This window comes from Paraburkholderia sp. J41, assembly GCF_905220235.1.
Lineage (GTDB): Bacteria > Pseudomonadota > Gammaproteobacteria > Burkholderiales > Burkholderiaceae > Paraburkholderia.
Window position 1 is genome coordinate 264,690 of sequence record NZ_CAJMZE010000003.1, and the last position, 20,356, is coordinate 285,045.

Consider the following 20,356-nt stretch of genomic DNA (forward strand, 5'->3'; position numbering starts at 1 on the left):
CAGGGCGGCCGTGATGAGGCGGCCGTGATGAACGCTGTCATGCCGCCTCGGTGGACCGGTGCTCTTTGCGGGCACCGGTTGCCGCGTCTTTCCAGCGGTAGTCCGGCGGAATGGTTTCGATCAACGCGTCGACGAGCCGCTGCGTATTGGGCGAGAACGATCGCAACTGCCGGGTGATGAGACACACCTCGCGCGTGACCACGGGGTCCGTCAATTCCCGGAACGAGAACTTCTTGAGCGGCCCCGATTGCATCGCGAGTTCGGGCAACACCGAAATGCGGCCTCCCAGGGTGAGCATGGCGAATAGCGATGTCGTGCTCGACGCGCGGTCGGTCAGGCTGGCATGGTGCATTCCCAGTGACGGATGAGTATCGAGGAATGCGCCGATTCCCGTGTCGTTGGCCAGCGAAATCGTCTTGAACTCGACGAGATCGGCCCATTTGAGCGGACGTTCTATGGTGCCCAGCGGGTGATCCGCAGGAAAGAGCACGCCAAAGCGGTCGCCGACGATCGGCAGGTACGAGAGATCGGGAAAATTGTTCAGGCGGCTGGCGATGCCGAAATCCACTTCTCCCGACAATACCGCGCGCTCGACCTTGTCGGAGCTGCCGTCGCTGACGGAAATCGTGATGTCCGGATACGAACGCTGAAAGGCTGCCAGCGCAGGGGTGAGGACGTGCTCGACCATCGAGGACACGGCTGCGATGCGTGCATGGCCGCGGTGACTCAGCGATATCGCCTGGAGATCGCCCACGGCCGTGTCGAAGTCCTGGAGTACGCGGTCCGCCACCGGTTTGAACCGCGCGGCGTCGGCCGTCATGACGACCCGGCGCGTTGTGCGGTCGAACAGCTTTAGCCCGACCTCCTCCTCGAACTGCTGGATGGTAGCGGTCAACGAGGACTGGGTCTGGTAAAGCCGCGCCGCCGCGAGCGTGAATGAGCCGGTGTCGGCGACCGCCACGAAACAGCGAAGGTGGCGAAGCGATATTTTTCTCGTTGCCATGGTTTCAGATACCTCGTCTGAATGGGTCGCCTTGACTCTGGTGCTCATGCGGCGCCGATGCGGGGCATCGTCGTCGTGACATGGCTATCGGCGGCCGCAGGTAAGCCTTGCCTCGCAACGGCAGCGATAGCGGCAATCTTCAGCGCATCGTGAATGCGTGCGCCTGTTTTTTATCGCACCAAGATATGCCTGGTTTTTTATGGTCGCAAGTAATCAAAAAAACGGGATTGTTACTGCCAGACGATGAATCGTGGCAGTCCAGCGAGAAGGCAGCGCAGGAGCGAGAGAGAGCGTGGCGGACGAGGTCGATCACCGATGAGCCGGCGTTTTCGCGCGGCCCTTTGGTCAGGACAAACTGTCTGAATGATTTCAAAAGGCATTCATCGGAAAACTATAACAATGAGCAAAAATTAATTGTGTTTTTTTCTCGTTCGGCGCCGAACCTATAATCAATTTCAACACGGGCTCACGGTTTGCCATCCGGGTTTCCCATAGCGCCCGCGCGGGCGAAGCGCGACGAAATCGCGTATAGGGCCGCCGTTTTTGCGGCGGCGCGCAGAGGCTGCGCAATCGCCCGAAGGCAGTCGACGCATGCAAGTCCGTTGCACAGGTTGAATTACCGACAAGCAAGGAGGCAATTGCGATGGCAGGTACGCTGGGCCCGGTCAGCACCGGGCGTGAGACCCGTCCCGAAGAGGGCAGTCGCGCAGGCATCCCGCGCGGGCGGAGTCTGCGCTGGTTCGGCGCTGCACTGCTGGCGTGCGCGGCCTGGATGCCGGTTTCCCGCGCGCACGCTGCCGACGCGGCAGGGTATCCCGACAAGCCGATCCGCCTCGTGGTCGCATATGGCGTGGGCGGTGTCGCCGACAATATCGGCCGCGTGATCGCCGCCGGGCTCACGCAGGTGCTCGGCCAGTCGGTGTACGTCGACAACCGGGGCGGCGGCGGCGGAACCATCGGCGCGACGCTGGTTGCGAAGGCGGCGCCCGACGGTTATACGCTTCTGCTGACCAGTCCGCCGATGATTGCCGTGGCGCCCCTGCTGATCCCCGGTCTCTACTACAACCCGAGAAAGGACTTCACGCCGGTCGGCACGTTTGTGACGACGCCGAATATTCTCGTTGCCAATACGTCGCTGCCGGTCCGTAGCCTGGCCGATCTGATTGCTTACGCCAAGGGGCCAGGCAAAAACGACGTGAGCTTTGCCTCGGGCGGAACGGGCAGTACGGGCGATATCTCGGGGCAGATTCTCAACCGGACCGCCGGGATCGACATGACGCCCATTCCGTATCGCTCGTCCGCGCTCGGTTTTCCCGACGTCATCGCGGGGCGCGTGTCGTTCATGTTCGATTCGATCCCCTCGACGCTCGGGTTCATCCGCGCGAAGCAGGTCCGGCCGATCGTGGTGATGTCGGACCAGCGCTCGCCGCTGCTGCCGGACGTGCCCACTGCGGGCGAGGAGGGTTATCCGTCCGCCACGATGCAGTTCTGGATGGGCATTGTCGGTCCGTCCGGCTTGCCCGCTGCAATCGTGCAAAAGCTCAATGCGGCACTGCGCACGGCGATGGCGTCCCCCGCGATGATTCACAGTCTTGCGAACCTGGGTGCGCAACCCTTCCTCACGTCGCCCCAGGAGTTCAGTGCATTGCAGGAGCGCGACATCGCACGTTACAAGCCGCTCGTGCAGCAGATCGGGCTGCATGCGGCCAACTAGCGGGGCGTCGTACTGAAAGTCCGGACGAAGCGCCGCTGCCGGCGCGTTCCGGTGCCGCGATCTCGACCGGCTGGATGGAATCGGCCGATGCTGTCAAATAATATGGAGTCCAAAGTATGTCCGTGGGGATGACCATTACCGTGAATGGCAGGCAGCACGAGGTGCAGGCGGACGCCGAAACGCCGCTTGTCTATGTGCTGCGCAACGAGATCGGCCTGCACGGAACGAAGTTCGGCTGCGGGGTGGCGCAGTGCGGCGTGTGCTCGGTCCTGCTGGACGGGCAGGAAATACGCTCGTGCATCATGCCGGTCGGGATGACCGTCGGGCACGAGATCACCACGCTAGAAGGCCTGGGCGACGTCTGGGCGCAGCGCAAGAAGGCGTCCGCGGCCACGCCGGCGAAGGGCGCTGCCGACGGCAATCTGCACCCGGTCCAGCAGGCGTGGATCGACCATCAGGTGCCTCAGTGCGGTTATTGCCAGAGCGGCATGATGGTCCAGGCCGTGAGCCTGCTCAACACCAACCCGCGACCCACGCGCGCCGACATCGTGGCGGCCATGCAGGGCCACATCTGCCGGTGCGGCACGCATATGCGAATCATTGCCGCCGTCGAGCAGGCCGCCGAGCAGATGGGCAGGGAAGGATAAGCCATGGCCATGAACGAACTTCACTCCTCGCCGGACGCTATCGCTTCGCTTCGGCGTCGAGGATTTCTCAAGGCCGGCGGCGCGCTCGTGGTGGCGTTCTGCCTGCCGTCGGCGGGCTCGTGCGCGCAGACCGGCGAGACATTTGCGAAAGTGCCGCCGGAGCAGCTCGACTCGTGGCTCGCGATCGCCCAGGACGGCTCGGTGACGGCCTTCACGGGCCGCATCGACATGGGCACGGGTGTGCAGACGGTATTCGTCCAGGCGGTGGCGGAAGAACTGGACGTGCCGGTGAGCGCGGTCACGTTCATTCTCGGAGACACCGCACGCACGCCGGAGCAGGGCAAATCGACCGCGAGCAACAACATCGCGCGCAATCTGCCGCCGTTACGCCAGGCCGCAGCGGAAGCCCGGCTGAAACTGCTCGAACTGGCCTCGGCGAAATTCGGCGTTCCTGTGGGGGCGCTGACCGCGCGCGATGGCGTCATCAGCGTGCGCGGCGGCAACCGCAGTATCGGTTACGGCGAACTCATCGGCGGCGGCCGTTTCGACGTGACGCTCGGCGTCAAGGGAACCGGCAATCAGACGAAGCTGATCGGCCGCGCGCCGCTGAAAAAGCCGAAGGATTTTCGCGTGCTGGGCAAACCGGTTCAACGCGTGGACATTCCCGCCAAGGTGCGCGGCGAATGGCAATACGTGCATGACGTGGTCGTCGACGGCATGCTGCATGGCACGGTCGTGCTGCCGCCCGCGCGGGGGATGAAGCTGGTCTCGGTCGACGGGTTTCCGCAACCTGTAGCGGGCGTGGTGCAGGTGGTGACGCGCGGCAATTTCGTCGGCATCGTGGCGCAGACCGAGCAGGCGGCGGTGCGCGCGCGCAATTCGCTGCGCGTGACATGGGCGCCGGTCACGCACGAGAACTACGATGACATGTACGCCACGGTTCGACGGACGCGGATCATCAAGCAACACGTGGAGGGCACCGTCGGCGACGTGAAAACTGCCTTTGCCGGTGCGACGAGCGTGGTCGAAGGCACGTATCTGCTGCCGGTCAACTCGCACGGCATGATGGGGCCGTCGTGCGCCGTGGCGGATTTCCGGGACGGCGCGCTGACGATCTGGTCCGGCACGCAGTGGCCGGACGGCACGCGCCGCGACGTGGCCGCGATGCTCGGGCTGCCGGTCGACAAGGTGCATCTGATCTGGGCGCAGGGATCGGGCTCGTATGGCCGCCTGGGCGTCGACGATGCGGCGGGTGACGCCGCGCTGCTCTCGCAGGCCGTGGGCCGGCCGGTACGCGTGCAGTGGCAACGCGCCGACGAGAACCAGTGGTCTCCGTTCTGTCCGGCTGCCGTGATCGAGGTGAAGGGCGGCCTGGACGCGCACGGCAATATCGTCGCGTGGCAGTTCGAGAACCGCACGCCGGGCCATTCCACTGCGGAGCGCGGCAACATCCTCGCCTGGCGGGCGCTCGGGACCAATCCGGGACATGACCGCCTGAGCGGCGGCGCGGATAACCCGAGCTACGACATTCCGAACCTGCACGTCGTCACTCACTACACCGACGAGATCGTGCGGGCGATCTACATGCGCTCCGTGGCGGGCATCCAGAACGCGTTCGCGATCGAAAGCCATATGGACGATCTCGCGGCGAAGGCGGGCATCGACCCGGTCGAGTTCCGGCTGCGCCACACGAAGAACGCCCGGTCGAGAAAGGTGATCGAGGCGGTGGCGCACAAGGCGGGCTGGAAAGCGTCGCAGAAGCCGGTCGTGAACGGCGACCTGATCGAGAGCCGCGGCATTGCCGCGATGTGCGCGGGCGACGGCAAGCTCGAAAATCATGGCGCCTGGGGCAATCTTGCAACGGTCGTCGACATCGTGCTGGACCGGCGCACCGGCATGATCCGCGTGAAGCGCGCATTCGTGGCCTTCGACGCGGGCCGTATCGCCAACCCGGACGGGCTGCGCGCGCAGGCCGAAGGCGGCACGCTCATGGGCATCAGCCGGGCGCTGAAGGAGCAGGTGCTGTTTCGCGGCGGCGCCGTGGCGTCGGCCGACTGGCTGACCTACCCGGTCCTGCAATTCAGCGACGTACCGGAGACGCTCGACGTCGTGCTGCTCGACACGGACAACCCGCCGCTCGGTGCGGGCGAAGTGCCCAATGTGACGCCCGCCTGCGCCATCGGCAACGCGGTTTTCGCGGCGACGGGCGTGCGCATTCGCGAGCTGCCGATGACGCCCGAAAAAGTCAGGGCGGCGCTCGCCGAAACGTGAGCACGCGCGCTCCCGCGTCGGATCGCGCCGCCTCCGGAGCACAGAGCGGCCGATGCCGGCGCGCAGGCATGGTGCGCCCGAGTACAAGAACCCAAAGGCAGGCATGAAACCCCAGAGACTGATGCACGTGGCCGCGCTGGGCGCGGCGATCGTTTTTGCAATGAAACCTGGCCTCGCCGGTGCGCAGGCGTCCGCGCCGGTTTCCGCGCAGTTGTCCACACAGCCGGCCGCGCAGATCGCCGGAGAATCCAGGGGCGCGTACCTCGCGCGGGCGGCCGACTGCATAGCGTGCCATTCGACTCCGGAGGGCAAGCCGTTCGCCGGCGGACTGAAAATGGGCACGCCGCTCGGCAACATTTTCAGCACCAACATCACGCCCGACACGCAGACGGGCATCGGCCGCTACAGCCTTGCCGATTTCGATCGGGCCGTGCGCCAGGGCGTGGCGAAGGACGGGCATCATCTGTATCCGGCGATGCCCTATCCGTCGTACGCCCGCATCAGCGACGCCGATCTTGCCGCGCTCTACGGCTACTTCATGCACGAGGTGGCGCCCGTTCGCCAGCAGAACCGTGCGAGCGAGATCCGCTGGCCGCTGAACATGCGCTGGCCGCTTGCCATCTGGAACGGGCTATTCGTCGATACGCAGCCGTACCGGACCGACCCGGCGCACGATGCGCAGTGGAACCGCGGCGCTTACCTCGTGCAGGGCCTCGGCCACTGCGGCGCGTGCCACACGCCGCGCGGCGCGGCCTTCGAAGAAAAGACGACGGGCGGCGACGACAGCGCGTTTCTGGGCGGCGCAACGCTCGATGGCTGGACGGCAAGCGATCTTCGCGGCGATCAGGCGACGGGGCTTGGCCGCTGGAGCAAGGCTGACATCGTCGCTTTCCTGAAAGACGGCGGCAATGCGCACGCATCCGTGTTCGGCTCCATGATCGACGTCTACAACAACAGCTCGCAGTTCCTTACTGACAGCGATCGCGATGCCATTGCGACCTATCTCAAATCGCTGCCGCCGGGGCATCCCGCGCAGACCTGGACCTACGACCCCGCCACCGCGCAGACGCTGAAACAGGGCGACCTCAGGATGCCCGGCGCGCAAACGTTCCGCACGCAATGCGCAAGCTGTCATGGGATCGACGGCAAGGGGCTCGGGCAGCGCCTGCCTTCGCTCGCGGGGAATCCGAACGTGCTGGCGGCAGACCCCTCGTCGGTCGTCAACCTGATTCTCAATGGCTCGCAGCGCGTCGTGCGCCACGGCGTACCGGACAGCTACCGGATGGCTCCGTTCAGGCTCCAGTTGAGCGACCAGGAGATTGCGGACGTGACCACCTGGGTCCGTCAGGCGTGGGGCAATCATGCCGGCGCCGTTACGCCCTCGGACGTCGCAAAGCTGCGCGCTTCGACCGACATGAGCAGTGAACGGGTCATTGTCCTCAAGATGCGATAAGGCCTTGCGCCAATGGATTGCGGATCGAACCGGTTCGCAGTCCGACTCAAACGCTCAAGGTCGGCCGCGCCGGGATGGATCGCGATGCGGTTGAACCTGCGCGGCAGCAGTGTGTGTGCCGCCCGGGTACGCCGTAACGGCTTCTTCCAGCAGGTCGCGATCGCGGGGAATCAGCGCGTTGTTTTCGCCAGGGTTTCCATCGGCGATTCGCGCTCGCAGGGATCGAACATGACGCCGCCGCAATCGTGATCGCCGGCAGCCGGCGCGTTTGATTCCGTAATCGGCTTCGACGAATTTCGACGAATTGCGGGCCGCCCAGGGTGTCGCCGTTACGGCCACGTCGCGGGCGAACACCGTCGCGGGCGAACACGGTACGGCTTGCGCCCACGGAAACAGGCAAGGCCGGCAGCACGCATCGAGCTTGTTGCCCGAGCTTGCTACCGGCCGGCTTCACGGGTGAGGCGGTTCAGTCCGACTTGAGCTGAAGATTGCTGGGCTGACGCTTCTCGATCGAAGACTTGAGCAGCGCGGCCGACCGGAAGATGCCGTGCGCGAACTTGCCGTAGGGCAGCGTCAGGAACAGTCCCATCACGACACCCAGGTGAACGGCGAGCAGCAGGCTCATCGCGGCGCTGTCGCGTAGCGCGAGCAGCAGCAGGCCCGTTGCGGCCACGAGCAGAAGCAGGACGATGAAGCCACGGTCCATCGGACGCTGGGCCGGATCGCCCTGGCGCGGATCGCGCCGCAGGTTCAGCCACAGAAGCCCGGCGGGTCCGGCGAGCAGGCCCGCGCCGCCGAGCGACCCCAGCACGACGGGCAGGCTCAGGAGCGGATAGGGCGCCGCATAGTTCAACAGATAGTCGTAGATCGTCCCCACGCAGGTTGCCGCGAAGCACAGCATGAATCCGTAGAAGGTCAGGTGATGAAAGCGCCGGCGCGCAAGCGAGAATGCATCGTCCTCGTTGTTGCAGCCCTTGCCGTGGCCACCGCCCAGGTAGCGCAGGCGCAGCGCGTCGTGGGCCGCTTCCGCCAGCGCGGGACCGGTGGCCGCGCCGGGCGTGACGCCGCGCCAGAAGCGCGACACGCCGATGCCCAGTGCCAGCAATGCGTAAAGGAACACGAGACCGAATAGCCACGCGAGCAGACCATGCGGGAATACCGCGTAGAAGTTGCCCGCGAGCGGCCCGCGCAACAGGCCGCCGCCCATGCCCGCCGCCAGCGCGAGGAACAGTGCGAGGCCGCCCGCCAGCGCGAGCGAAACCGTGAGCCCGCTGCGCTCGTACAAGCGTCCCAGCGCCGCGGGCCAGGCAAAGTCGGTGTAGGTGTCGAGCCGCACCTTCGCCATGGCCTGCGGCACGTTCACCGCGAACTCATGCGGCGGCGCGTACTGGCATGCGTGCAGGCACGCACCACAGTTGTGGCACAGGTTCGCGAGGTAATGCACGTCGGCCTTGCTGAACGCGAGCCGCCGGTTCATCGCGGGAAACACGGCGCAGAAGCCTTCGCAGTAACGGCAGGCGTTGCAGATCTGCATGATGCGCGCGACTTCGCCTTCGGTTTCGGTGCATTGGCCTTGCAGGAGGCCGGCTTTCGAGCGGAACAGGATGGGCTGTTCGCGCACGCCCGCAGCCGTGAGTGTCGCGTCGTGAATCAGGTCGTCAAGCGGCTGCATGTTCGGTTTCCTCTTTCTGCTGTGCGTGTCCTGCATGGGAAAGCTGCTGCGCGGCCTTTGCCGCCTGCGCGCCGGCAATCCTGCCGAACGCGGTGCCGATGGACATGCCCACGCCCGCCGTGTAGCCCTTGCCGAGCACGTTGCCGGCCATCATCTCGCCGGCCACGAAAAGGTTCTCGCTCGGCTGGTCGTCAAAGCGCACGGCGGCGGTTTCGTCGACCTTGAGACCGAGGTAGGTGAAGGTAATGCCGGGGCGCACCGCGTACGCGTAGAACGGTGCGGTATCGATCGGACGGGCCCAGTGGGTCTTGGCAGGCAGGAGTCCTTCCGTATGGCAGTCGTCGAGCACCGTATGATCGAACGTTCCGCCCCGGCAGGCCGCGTTGTATTCGCCGACGGTGTGCAGGAAGCGGGTTTCGTCCAGACCGATCGCGCGCGCGAGCCCGGAGAGCGTGTCCGACTGGATGCCGGGAAAGACCGGCGGCATGAAACGCCCGACGGCCTTCGCGTCGATGACCGAGTAGGCGATCTGGCCCGGCTGCATCGCGGTCAGGCGCCCCCAGATCGCGTAGCGCTTGGGCCAGAAGTCCTCGCCTTCGTCGTAAAAGCGCTGCGCGTCGCGATTGACGACGATGCCGAGCGACACGCAGTCGATGCGCGTGCAGATGCCGCCGTCGTAGAGCGGCGCGCGGGCGTCGATCGCCACGCAATGCCCCTGCGAGGGATCGCCGATGATGTCCGCGCCCGCGTTCATCATGAACTTGAGCAGTACGCCCTGATTGAAACGCGTGCCGCGAATCAGGATCTGCTCGCCCGGCCACTCGCCGCGCTCGTTTTGCCCCCATGCCTCACGGAGCCACTCGCGGTTTGACTCGAAACCGCCGCAGGCCAGCACGCAGCTACGCGCTTCGATACGCTCGCCTTTGCAGTACGCGGCGATGAAACGGCCGCCGTCGCCCAGTTGCAGCGAGTCGACCGGACTCTCGTAGCGAATCTCGACGCCCAATTGCTCGGCGCTTCGGTAATAGGCGTTGACGAGCGCCTTGCCGCCGCCCATGAAAAACGCATTGGTGCGCGAGAGGTGCAGCGTGCCCGACAGCGGCGGCTGGAAGTTCACGCCGTGCCGGCGCATCCAGTCGCGGCACGACGACGAATGACGGATGACGAGCCGCGCCAGATGTTCGTTGGTGACGCCGCCCGTGACCTTGAGCAGATCCTGCCAGAACTCTTCTTCGGGGTACGCATCGAGCAGCACGTCCTGCGGTTCGTCATGCATGCATCGCAGGTTGCGCGTGTGCTGTGAATTGCCGCCGCGCCATTCGCGCGGTGACGCTTCGAGGAGCAGGACGCTTGCGCCCGCTTCGCGTGCGGTCAGTGCCGCACACAGGGCAGCATTGCCGCCGCCGATTACCAGTACGTCGATCATGGGGAGGGGTGTCTTCGTTGCCAGTGTTGCACTGTAGACACCCTCCGCCGGCAGGGCCATCGGGCGGCGCGCAAGGGGTCTTCACTATTCGTGAAGGGTCGCTCCCGGCCACAGCCCGCCCTTGACGAGGCCGGCCGCGACTTGCGCGAGCAGCACGCGCACCGCGAGCGCCGCCGGGGAAAGCTCGTCGTCGGACAGGCTCGCCAGCAGGTTGGGGCGATGCAGGAAGTCGTCGCGCACGAGGCGGATGTCGAAAGGCTGATCGCCTAGCCGTGCCGTTGCCGCGCCCGGCTGGATGGTCGCGCCGAAGCCGTGCTGAACGAGGTCCATCAGCACGGTGAGGCCGTCGACCTCCGCGGCGAGCGGCGGCGCGACGCGCGCGCGGGCGAACGCCGTGTCCAGCAATGCCCTGAGTCCGTGGCTGCTGCTGGGCAGCACGAGCGGCGTCTGCCCCAGTTCGCGCAGGCGCACCGCGCCGCGCGGCGGCAGGCCGGCCGTTCCGGAGCGCGTGATCAGGAACAGACGCTCATCGAGCAGGGGCAGGACGCTCCAGCGATGCCCCGCGTCGGAACGAAACATGACCGCGAGATCGAGTTGTCGGGCATTGAGCATGTTGCCCAGGTGCCCCGACAGCGCTTCCACGAGATGCACCCTCACTTCGGGATAACGCTCGCGCATGGCATCAAGGAGCGGCCGCGCGAGGACCGATGCGGTCGTGGGCGGCAGGCCGACGCTCACGTGGCCGGTCAGGCGCGCCTGACCGGCGCTCTGTATCGCATTGTCGGCGTGCCGCACGGCCAGTTGCGCCTGGCGCAGGAAGGCGATTCCCGCGTCGGTGGGTACGACACCGGTCGCGGTGCGGGTGAGAAGCCGGGTGGCGAGTTCGCTTTCGAGACGGCTGATCTGCTGGCTGAGCGCGGACGTGACCATGCCGAGTTCGGCAGCGGCGCGGCCGAGTCCCCCGTGCTCGACGACCTTGATGAAATAACGCAACTGCCTCAGTTCCATGAGCGGTTTCCGTGCGGCCTTATTCGTGGGGACGACTAGTTTCGCACGCGGCGCACGGTGCGTCGAAGGGGCCGCCCCCGGCGCCCGCCGCCGCGCGCACCGATGACCCGGCATCGCCGGCCGGCATCGCCGGCTTCCTCGCGAACTTATCGTTCGGACCGATTAATGGGCAAAAACTACTTGTTTGTGCCCATTAAATGGCGGACTTAGCATGCGTACAACGCACTGGCAGCCGTTGCCGTGCAATACGAGGCATCCAGAAGAGGAAACCGAATGTCCGTTCAAGCACCCGCCCGGACCTGGGCCGAGATCGTCGTCCAGGCATTGAAGTTCAACGAAGTGCGGCTCGTGACCTACGTGCCCGACAACGTGCTGCGGCCGCTGATCGAAGCCGTCGAAGCCGATCCGTACTTCACGGTGATTTGCCCGGCGCGCGAAGAGGAGGCGGTCGGGATCACGGTCGGCGCCCATATGGCCGGCATGCGCGGCATCACGCTGATGCAGACGAGCGGCTTCGCGACCCTGCCCAACGCGCTGGCCTCGCTCGTGCGTCCCTACCAGTTGCCGCTCGTGATGCTGATTTCCGAGCGCGGCACGCTGGGCGATTTCCAGCTTGGGCAAGCGGTCGTGTGCCGCACGATGCGCCCCGTGCTCACGTCGCTCGGCATCGAGCATTTCGCCATCGAGCGGCTCGACGACGTCGAGTTCGTGGTCGACCGCATGATCAAGCAGGCGTTTTCGACGCTGGAGCCGGCCGCGATCATTCTTTCTCCGCTGCTCACGAAAAAGAGCAACACGTCCCACTGAAGGCGACTCTCCATGACCGCAACCGAAAACAGCACGGTGGCCCGCAGCGCCGCCAGGGTGATGAACCGCTCGGCGCTGACGCGCAGGCTTGTCGCGAAACTCAGGTCGAACGAAGCCGTGATCGGCGGCATCGGCAACACCAACTTCGACCTGTGGGCAAGCGGCCAGCGCCCCCAGAACTTCTACATGCTCGGCAGCATGGGGCTCGCCATTCCCATCGCGCTCGGCGTCGCCACCGCGCAGCCCGGGCGCCGCGTGGTCGCGCTCGAAGGCGACGGCTCACTGCTCATGCAACTGGGCGCGCTCGGCACGGTCGCGACCCGCGCGCCGAAAAATCTGCTGATCGTGGTCTGGGACAACGGCATCTACCAGATCACCGGTTCGCAAAAGACGCTGACGTCGGGCACCGTCGACCTGGTGGCGATCGCGCGTGGCGCGGGTCTGCGCCAAAGCGCGTGGGCCGCGGACGAGGCGCACTTCGACGCGCTGATCGAAAGCGCACTGGCCGGCGACGAGCCTGCGTTCATCGCGGTGCGCATCGACGACGCGAAGCCGGCCGGCGTGACCGAGCGCGACCCCGCGAGAATTCGCCAGCGTTTCATGGAAGGTATCGCCGCGTAACTGCGCGCCAGGCAATCCCACGCATTTGAGGAGTCCCCGATGTCACAACTGCTGATTGGCGGCAGATGGGTTGACGGTGAGTCGACCCAGCCGCTCACGGACAAGTATCACGGCAGGGAATACGCGCGCATGGCCGTTGCGTCGCCCGCGCAAGTCGACCAGGCGGTGGAGGGCGCCCTCGCGGGCTTCCGCGAATCGACGCTCTCGCCGTACGAACGGTATCGCATCTTGCTGGAGGCGGCACGCGTGATCGAGAGCCGCCGCAACAGGCTGATCGAACTGATGCGCGACGAAGCCGGCTTCACGCACGCGGACGGTGACAACGAGGTGCGCCGCTGCGTGCAGACGCTCGAGCTTTCCGCCGAGGAGGGCAAGCATCTGGCCGGCGAGCTGGTGCCCATGCAGGCCGCCGCCGGCGTGAAGAACCGGCTCGGGTACACCCTGCGCGTGCCTCGCGGCGTGGTGTGCGCGATCACGCCGTTCAATTCGCCGCTCAATACGCTCGCGCACAAGGTCGGCCCCGCCATCGCGGGCGGCAATGCGGTCGTCATCAAGCCGTCGAACGTCACGCCGCTGTCCGCGGTGGAGCTGTGCAAGGCGCTCATCGACGCGGGCCTGCCCGCGAACCTGCTGGCGCTCGTTCACGGTTCGGGCAGCGCCATCGGCCGCCAGTTGCTGGCCGACGCGCGCATTGCGTTCTATGCGTTCACCGGCAGCACCCAGGTGGGGCGCGAGATCCAGCAGGCGGCGGGCCTGCGCGGCATGCAACTGGAGCTGGGCAGTATCGCGAGCACAATCGTTTGCGCGGACGCCGATGTCGACATGGCGATTCCGAAGATCGTCAACGCCGGGTTCCGCAAGGCCGGTCAGGTCTGCACTTCCGTACAGCGGCTGTTCGTGGCGCGCGCGATCGCCGATACCTTCATTCCGAAGTTCGTCGAAGCCGTGAAGGCGACGCCGTGCGGCGATCCGGCCGATTCGCGAACCGTCATCGGGCCGATGATCTCGCTCCAGCATGCGCAGCGCGCCGAATCGTGGGTGCGCGAGGCGGTGGAGAACGGCGCCCGCGTTCTGACGGGCGGCAAGCGCGAGGGCACGGTGTTCGAACCCACGGTGCTGCACGGCGTTCGCGACAGCATGAAGGTCGTGTGCCAGGAAATCTTCGCGCCGGTCGTGTCGATCATCGAATTCGACCGGATCGAGGAAGCGGTCGCGGGCGCCAACGCAAGCGACTTCGGCCTCGCGGCGGGCCTCTTCACGTCGGACCTGAAAACCGCCTTGCGCACGGCGCAGCAGCTTGCGTTCGGCGGCGTGCATATCAACGAGGCGTCCAGCGCCCGCATCGACGCAATGCCCTTCGGCGGCGTGAAGGACAGCGGCTTCGGTCGCGAGGGCCCGGCCTGGGCCATTCGTGAAATGACCGAGGAGCGTCTCGTCACCGTCGCGTACTGACGCACCGCACGAGCCGCCTGCGAGCCATCTGACTGACTGAATGAACGGAACCCCTATCTTGGAAACATCCCTTTCGACGAACCCTGTCCTGCGCATTGCCGTGGACATCGGCGGAACCTTCACCGACGGCGTGGCCACGCTCTCGCCGTCGGGGCGCATCTGGGTCGGCAAGACTCCAACCACGCCGGACGATCCGGGCGAGGCGGTCTCCACGGTCGCGCTCAACCTGCTCAAGCAGGTGGCGGACTCGATGGGACCGTCGGCCCCGAAGCTCGCGGAAGTGGTACACGGCACGACGCTCATCACGAACACGCTGATCGAGCGTAAGGGCGTGAAAACCGGCCTCGTCACCACGCAGGGCATGCGCGACATGCTCGACATCGGCCGCGAATGGCGCTACGACATCTACGATCTGGACATCGTGATACCCACGCCGCTCGTGCCGCCCGCGTTGCGCCTCGCGGTGGACGAACGGCTCGATGCGCGCGGCGAGATCCTGACGCCGCTCACGGACGCGCAACTGGACAAGCTGATCGACGGGGTAATCAGCAAGCTCGGCGCGGCCGGCGTCGAATCCGTGGCGGTATCGCTGCTGCATTCGTACATCAACGATACGCACGAGAAGCGCATCGAGGCGCGCCTCAAACAGGCGCTCCCGAACCTCTCGGTGTCGGTGTCGTCGGACCTTGCGCGCGAGATCAAGGAGTTCGAGCGCACCTCGACCACGGTGGCGAATGCCTACGTGAAGCCGATCGTCGCGAAGTATCTCCATGAACTCGAAAACCGCATCGCGCGCATTCAGGAAGGCATTCCGCTGCGCGTGATGGTGTCGAGCGGCGGGTTCACGTCGGCGAAGGCGGGCGCGGAGTCGCCCATCCTGCTGCTGGAGTCGGGGCCGGCCGCCGGCGTGCTGTCGGCGCTCAATACGGCGTACCAGAACGAGGTCAAGCGCGTGCTCGCATTCGACATGGGCGGCACCACGGCGAAGGCCTGCGTGGCCGTCGACGGCGAGCCGCCCGTGGCGCACAGTTTCGAATGCGCGCGCGTGGAACGCTTCAAGCGCGGCTCGGGGCTGCCCATCCTCATTCCGAGCATCGAGCTGATCGAGATCGGTGCGGGCGGCGGTTCCATCGCGTACTGCAATCGCCTCGGCCTTCTCAACATCGGACCCGAATCGTCGGGCTCCGTGCCGGGCCCGGCCTGCTATGCGCGCGGCGGCACCGACGCAACCGTCACCGACGCGGACCTGCTGCTGGGCTACCTGAACCCGTCGAACTTTCTCGGCGGCGAAATGGAGCTCGACACCGGCCTTGCCTCGGCGGCGATGGAGCGGCTCGCGAAGCGGCTGGGCATGGCCGCGACCGACGTTGCTTGGGGCATCTACAACATGGTCAACGAGAACATGGCGAGCGCCGCGCGCATTCACATCGCCGAGAACGGCCACGATCCGCGCGAGTTCGCGATGGTGGCAACGGGCGGCGCGGGCCCGGTCCACGCGGTCGAAGTGGCGCGCAAGCTGCGCATTCCGCGCGTGCTGATTCCGATCGCGGCGGGTGCGGGATCCTGCCTCGGGATGCTGGCCGCTCCCGCGCGCGTCGACCGTTCGTTCTCGAGCCCGCAACTGCTCGCGGATACGGACTGGGCGCAAGTGGCCGACAGTCTCAAGTCGCTCAAACGTGAAGGCGAAGCCGAACTGGAGTCGGCCGGCGCTGCCGACGTGGAATGGCGCATCGGCGCCGAGATGCGCTATTTCGGCCAGGGCGCGGACGTGTCGGTGTCGATTCCTTACGAAGCGGTCACCGAAGAGACGGGCGCGAAGGTGCTGGCTTCGTTCGAAGCGCAGTACGAAAAGCTTTACGGCCGGCTTGTGCCCAATGCGCGGCCGCAGGTCGTGACGTGGCGGCTCACGGGCCGCGAGCGCACCTCGGGCCAGCATTTCGAGTGGGGCGACAACCGTGTCAAGGCGACGGACGCGCTGCGCGGCAAGCGCCCGGTCTATCTGCCGCTGCGCGGCGAATACGCCGAGGTGCCCGTGTACGACCGCTATTCGGTGCGGCCGGGGCAGACCTTGCAGGGGCCGCTGATTCTCGAGGAGCGCGAGTCGACCATCGTCGTCGCCGTGAAGTCGGACGTCACGGTGCTGCCCGACCTCACCACTTCCGTCACTATCAAGGAGTTCGAATAAATGACTCAGCTCTCCACTGCGCCGTCCACGACGTCCCGGAAGCGGGCTGCCACGTTCGACCCGATCGAGCTGGAAATCCTCTGGAAACGGTTGATCAGCGTGGTCGACGAAGCGTCCGCCGCTTTCGTGCGCACCTGCTTTTCCACGCTCGTGCGCGACGGCAACGATTTCGCGATCGTGCTGACCGATGCGCAAGGGCGCTCGCTCGCCCAGTCGACCATGAGCCTGCCCGGTTTCATCGGCTGCCTGCCGGCGACCGTGCGGCACGTGCTGGACAAATATCCGGCGCCGACGATGCAGGAAGGCGACGTCTTCATCACCAACGACCCGTGGAAGGGCTCGGGGCACATTCACGACGTGACGACCGTCACGCCGATCTTTCGGGACGGCGGCGTTGTGGCGTTCGCGGCGGTGGTCTCGCACCTGGTCGACATCGGCGGGAAATTGCGCAGCAACAGCAGCCGCGAGATCTACGAGGAAGGCCTGCAAATCCCGATGATGAAGCTGCTCGACGCGGGCAAGCCCAACGAGGTGCTGATCGAGATGATCATGCAGAACGTGCGCGCGCCGGAGCAGGGCATGGGCGATATCTGGGCGCAGGTGTCCGCCTGCCGGAAGATGGGCGAGCGCCTGCAAGGACTGCTCGACACGGTCGACCTGGAAGCGCTCGGCGCCGAGGTGCGGCGTCGTTCCGAGCAGGCAATGCGCGATGCGATCTCGAAGATTCCCGACGGGATTTACGAGTCCACCGTGCTGCACGACGGCTTCGAAAAGCCGATCGAGCTGAAATGCAAACTCACCGTGACGGGCGACCGGATCGACATCGACTATGCGGGCAGCAGCGCGCAACTGGCGCGCGCGGTCAACGTCGTGCCGATCTACACGTTCGCGTACACCGTCTACGGCATCAAGACCCTGCTGTGCCCCGACATTCCCAACAACGAAGGCAGCTTCGTGCCGATCACGACCACCGCGCCGCTCGGCTCGCTGCTGAACCCCACGTACCCGGCGGCGTCGGGCGGCCGCAGCGCGATCGGCCATCTGCTGCCGGCGTGCGTGTTCCGCGCGCTGGGCAACGTGCTGCCGGAAAAAGTGTGGGCCGGCGGCTCGCCCAATTCGTCGATGACGATGTCGGGCGAATACCAGGGGCGGCGTTTCGCGGTGGTCAATTTCGTCAACGCCGGCCAGGGCGCGAACGCGCGTCGCGACGGTTTTTCCGCGATGAGCTTTCCGGCCAATCTCGGCAATACGCCGGTCGAGATGATGGAGTCGCTCGCCCCGATCAGGGTGCTGCGGCGTGAAGTGCGCCGCGGCAGCGGTGGCGCGGGCCGGCATCCGGGCGGCTGCGGGATCAGCTTCGAATACGAACTGCTGCCCGACGCGTCGAACGTGAGCGCCTCGTTCCTGATGACGCAGCTCAAGTCCTCGCCGCCGGGACTCGCGGGCGGCGGCGCAGGCAAGCCCGGCCAGTTGCTCATCAACGGTGAAGTGGTCGACCCGACCGAGCCGCGCGTGCTGAACGGGGGCGATCGCGTGCTGATGGAAACGGCGGGCGGCGGCGCCTACGGAACGCCCGCCTGAGGCGCGCCTCGCGCGCACTCGCACTCGCACTCGCACTTATCGAGAACAAAACGAAACAAGGGAAAACGCATGACCGATATTGTCCGGATTGACCAGAACGCCCGCCGTAGCCGCGCCCTGATTCACGAAGGGCTGCTTTATATCTCCGGCCAGGTGCCCGACGACCGCACCGGCGACGTTGCGGACCAGACGCGTCAGGTGCTGGCGAAGATCGACGCGCTGCTTGCCGAGGCGGGCACCTCGAAGGAACGGCTGCTCAGTACGCAGATCTGGCTGAAAACGATGGACGACTTTGCCGCCATGAATGCGGTGTGGGACGCGTGGGTGACGCCGGGCCAGACGCCCACGCGCTGCTGCGGCAAGGTGGAACTCAACGACCCGAATTGCCGCGTGGAAATCGTTGCCGTAGCGGCCTGCCGTTAGGGCCGTCACGACGCAGCGACGATGCAGGGGGAGCGGCTGCCGGTGAAGCAGCCGTTCGTTTGCGAAGGCAGCGGCGGGCAGCGAACGGCGGGCAGGTTGCGCCCGCTCGCGCACGAAAAACTGCGCCATCGCCGTATTGCGAGGGGAGTCATTACCATGAAAATTGTCATCATCAGGCATCGCCTTCTGCCCGATGCCGAAGAACGGGCGCTCGCACGCATCAACGCGCTAACGGAGCGAATCCGCACGCAGCCAGGCTTTTGCTTTCGCCACGTTGGGAGAGAGTCGGGCGATCCTGCCTGCATCGTCAGCGTGACGGCCTGGAATACGGCGGAAGATTGCGCGCGCTGGGAGGCGCTCCTGGCGGCGTCGCCGTTGCCGCCGGTCGACCGCTCGCGTCTTTATAGTTCGGTGGAGCATAGCGTCGTGAACACCCTCAGTTACCCTAACTAAATCATTCAGGGGTGCCATGTTCTCTCGTCTTTCAATTTCCACCCGGCTATGGGCGACCGTCGGGCTGCTGGCGCTGCTGATCGTGGTCGTGGGAGCGCTCGGGCAGATCGGCATGAAGCGTTCGAATGATGCGCTCGAATACGCCTATTCGAACCAGTTGGCGGCGTCGATCCAGCTAGGGAGCGCGAACCTCGCGTTGACGATCGCGCGCGTCGGCCTGGACCGGACGCTGATGCATCCCGAAGAACCGGGGCTGCCCGCCGCCATTGCCAAGGCGCTTGGGCACCTCGACGATTCCAATCGTGCCTGGCATGCCTTTCGGGCGCTCCCGCACGAACACGAGGAACAGGCTCTGGCGGATCGTGTGGATGCGGCTCGCACGGCGCTGGTGCAGCAAGGCATCGTGCCGATGGCGGATGCGCTGAAGCGTGGTGATCGCGACACCGCAGACCGGATCGCGATGAAAACGATGTCACCGCTCTCGCTGGCATTGACGAGCAGCACCGATGCGCTGGACCGCTGGCAGGATGCGCATGGACAGCACGAATTCGACGAAGCCCAGCAGTTCTACAGGCGGCTGAGTCTCGCCGGCATGCTGCTCACCGTGGCTGGGCTGATGGTATCGGGGGCTTGCGCATATGGACTGCGCCGCTCCATTGCCGTTCCGCTCGCGGAGGTGCTCTCGGCGCTGCAACGTATCGCGCGCGGCGATCTGACCGCGGCGCTCGAGGTGCGCTCCTGGGACGAGATGGGTCGCCTCGTGGAAGGGCTCAAGACGATGCAGGGCGGCTTGGACGGCACCGTGAGGCAGGTGACGCGAAGCTCGGAGGCCATCGCCGCCGCGACCAGGCAGATTGCGGCGGGCAACGGCGACCTGTCGCAACGCACCGAGGAACAGGCGGCGTCGTTGCAGGAAACCGCGGCCAGCATGGAAGAACTGACTGCGACGGTGAGGCAGAACGCGGACAATGCCCGCACGGCGCAGAGCCTGACCGATTCCGCGCACGACGTCACGACACGCGGTTCGCAGGTCGTCGCCGGCGTGGTGCAGACGATGGGCGAGATCGACCGTAGTTCGCAGAAAATCGCCGACATCACGGGTGTGATCGAGGGCATCGCGTTCCAGACCAACATTCTCGCCCTCAACGCGGCGGTTGAAGCCGCGCGCGCGGGCGATCAGGGGCGCGGCTTCGCGGTGGTTGCCGGCGAGGTGCGCTCCCTGGCCCAGCGCGCCGGGGCCGCCGCGAAGGAGATCAAGACGCTGATCGACGATTCGGTCGGCCGCGTGGCATCGGGGGCAAGGCAGGTTCACGTCGCAGGCGAGACGATGCAGGAAATCAGCGAGTCGATCACGCGGGTAGCGACCATCATGCGAGAGATCTCGCATGCCTCGGACGAGCAGCGCGATCGCATCGAACAGGTTGGGGTTGCGGTGTCGCAGATGGACGAGGTATCGCAGCAGAATGCGGCGCTGGTCGAGCAGGCGGCGGCTGCGGCGGCCTCGCTCGACGATCAGGCGGCGGCGCTGCGCGAGGCCGTTGCGGTTTTCAGGCTGAAGTAAGCGAACGACATCTGCAAGGCGGACGCTACGTGGATGCGCACGCTGTCGTGCCGCTGTTCGCCGCTGTTCGCCGCTGTCG

Annotated in this window: 17 protein-coding genes; 13 read left to right on the plus strand and 4 right to left on the minus strand. The window is 66.0% G+C overall.

Annotated elements, in window-relative coordinates; translation table 11 throughout:
• Positions 1-37: 37 nt before the first annotated feature.
• Complete coding sequence (locus U5805_RS04800) at positions 38-1,051, minus strand: LysR family transcriptional regulator (protein ID WP_322102293.1); 1,014 nt, start codon at positions 1,049-1,051, stop codon at positions 38-40.
• A gap of 595 nt (positions 1,052-1,646) precedes the next feature.
• Between U5805_RS04800 and U5805_RS04805 the strand changes: the two genes are divergently transcribed.
• From U5805_RS04805 to U5805_RS04825, 5 genes are all read left to right on the plus strand, one after another.
• Positions 1,647-2,717 (plus strand): tripartite tricarboxylate transporter substrate binding protein, encoded by a 1,071-nt coding sequence (locus U5805_RS04805; protein WP_322102294.1) that lies wholly within the window; start codon positions 1,647-1,649, stop codon positions 2,715-2,717.
• 116 nt (positions 2,718-2,833) lie between these two features.
• The gene (locus U5805_RS04810; RefSeq protein ID WP_322102295.1) at positions 2,834-3,364 is read left to right on the plus strand and encodes a (2Fe-2S)-binding protein; all 531 of its coding nucleotides are present in this window, start codon (positions 2,834-2,836) and stop codon (positions 3,362-3,364) included.
• 9 nt (positions 3,365-3,373) lie between these two features.
• On the plus strand, positions 3,374-5,635 hold the full coding sequence (locus U5805_RS04815) for a xanthine dehydrogenase family protein molybdopterin-binding subunit (protein ID WP_322102296.1): 2,262 nt from the start codon (positions 3,374-3,376) through the stop codon (positions 5,633-5,635).
• Between the two features lie 103 nt (positions 5,636-5,738).
• Complete coding sequence (locus tag U5805_RS04820) at positions 5,739-7,088, plus strand: cytochrome c (RefSeq protein ID WP_322102297.1); 1,350 nt, start codon at positions 5,739-5,741, stop codon at positions 7,086-7,088.
• An 84-nt stretch (positions 7,089-7,172) separates the two neighbouring features.
• Positions 7,173-7,337 carry a hypothetical protein gene (locus tag U5805_RS04825; RefSeq protein WP_322102298.1) on the plus strand — a complete coding sequence of 55 codons (165 nt, stop codon included), beginning with the start codon at positions 7,173-7,175 and terminating at the stop codon, positions 7,335-7,337.
• A gap of 217 nt (positions 7,338-7,554) precedes the next feature.
• On the opposite strand, the gene tcuB is transcribed toward U5805_RS04825, so the two are convergent.
• The 3 genes from tcuB to U5805_RS04840 all read right to left on the minus strand — a co-directional run bounded on the left by tcuB (position 7,555) and on the right by U5805_RS04840 (position 11,194).
• Positions 7,555-8,760 carry a tricarballylate utilization 4Fe-4S protein TcuB gene (gene tcuB, locus U5805_RS04830; protein WP_322102299.1) on the minus strand — a complete coding sequence of 402 codons (1,206 nt, stop codon included), beginning with the start codon at positions 8,758-8,760 and terminating at the stop codon, positions 7,555-7,557.
• Positions 8,747-10,186, minus strand: coding sequence for an FAD-dependent tricarballylate dehydrogenase TcuA (gene tcuA, locus U5805_RS04835; RefSeq protein WP_322102300.1), 1,440 nt, complete (start codon positions 10,184-10,186; stop codon positions 8,747-8,749). The genes tcuB and tcuA overlap by 14 nt, the downstream gene beginning before the upstream one ends.
• An 84-nt stretch (positions 10,187-10,270) precedes the next feature.
• Positions 10,271-11,194 (minus strand): LysR substrate-binding domain-containing protein, encoded by a 924-nt coding sequence (locus U5805_RS04840; RefSeq protein WP_322102301.1) that lies wholly within the window; start codon positions 11,192-11,194, stop codon positions 10,271-10,273.
• Between the two features lie 273 nt (positions 11,195-11,467).
• On the opposite strand from U5805_RS04840, the gene U5805_RS04845 reads away from it, so the two are divergent.
• The 8 genes from U5805_RS04845 to U5805_RS04880 all read left to right on the plus strand — a co-directional run bounded on the left by U5805_RS04845 (position 11,468) and on the right by U5805_RS04880 (position 20,277).
• Entirely contained in the window at positions 11,468-12,001 is a 534-nt protein-coding gene (locus U5805_RS04845; protein WP_322102302.1) for a thiamine pyrophosphate-binding protein, read from the plus strand.
• Positions 12,002-12,013: 12 nt separating this feature from the next.
• A complete protein-coding gene (locus U5805_RS04850) occupies positions 12,014-12,622 on the plus strand; it encodes a thiamine pyrophosphate-dependent enzyme (RefSeq protein ID WP_322102303.1) in 609 nt (202 codons plus the stop codon).
• A 39-nt stretch (positions 12,623-12,661) separates the two neighbouring features.
• Positions 12,662-14,074 carry an aldehyde dehydrogenase family protein gene (locus U5805_RS04855; protein ID WP_322102304.1) on the plus strand — a complete coding sequence of 471 codons (1,413 nt, stop codon included), beginning with the start codon at positions 12,662-12,664 and terminating at the stop codon, positions 14,072-14,074.
• Positions 14,075-14,132: 58 nt separating this feature from the next.
• Positions 14,133-16,259 carry a hydantoinase/oxoprolinase family protein gene (locus tag U5805_RS04860; RefSeq protein WP_322102305.1) on the plus strand — a complete coding sequence of 709 codons (2,127 nt, stop codon included), beginning with the start codon at positions 14,133-14,135 and terminating at the stop codon, positions 16,257-16,259.
• Entirely contained in the window at positions 16,260-17,840 is a 1,581-nt protein-coding gene (locus U5805_RS04865; protein WP_322102306.1) for a hydantoinase B/oxoprolinase family protein, read from the plus strand.
• Between the two features lie 69 nt (positions 17,841-17,909).
• Complete coding sequence (locus tag U5805_RS04870) at positions 17,910-18,263, plus strand: RidA family protein (protein WP_322102307.1); 354 nt, start codon at positions 17,910-17,912, stop codon at positions 18,261-18,263.
• Between the two features lie 42 nt (positions 18,264-18,305).
• On the plus strand, positions 18,306-18,716 hold the full coding sequence (locus tag U5805_RS04875) for an antibiotic biosynthesis monooxygenase (protein ID WP_322102308.1): 411 nt from the start codon (positions 18,306-18,308) through the stop codon (positions 18,714-18,716).
• Positions 18,717-18,732: 16 nt separating this feature from the next.
• Positions 18,733-20,277: a methyl-accepting chemotaxis protein gene (locus tag U5805_RS04880; RefSeq protein ID WP_322102309.1), complete on the plus strand. Its 1,545-nt coding sequence runs from the start codon at positions 18,733-18,735 to the stop codon at positions 20,275-20,277.
• Positions 20,278-20,356: the final 79 nt, after the last annotated feature.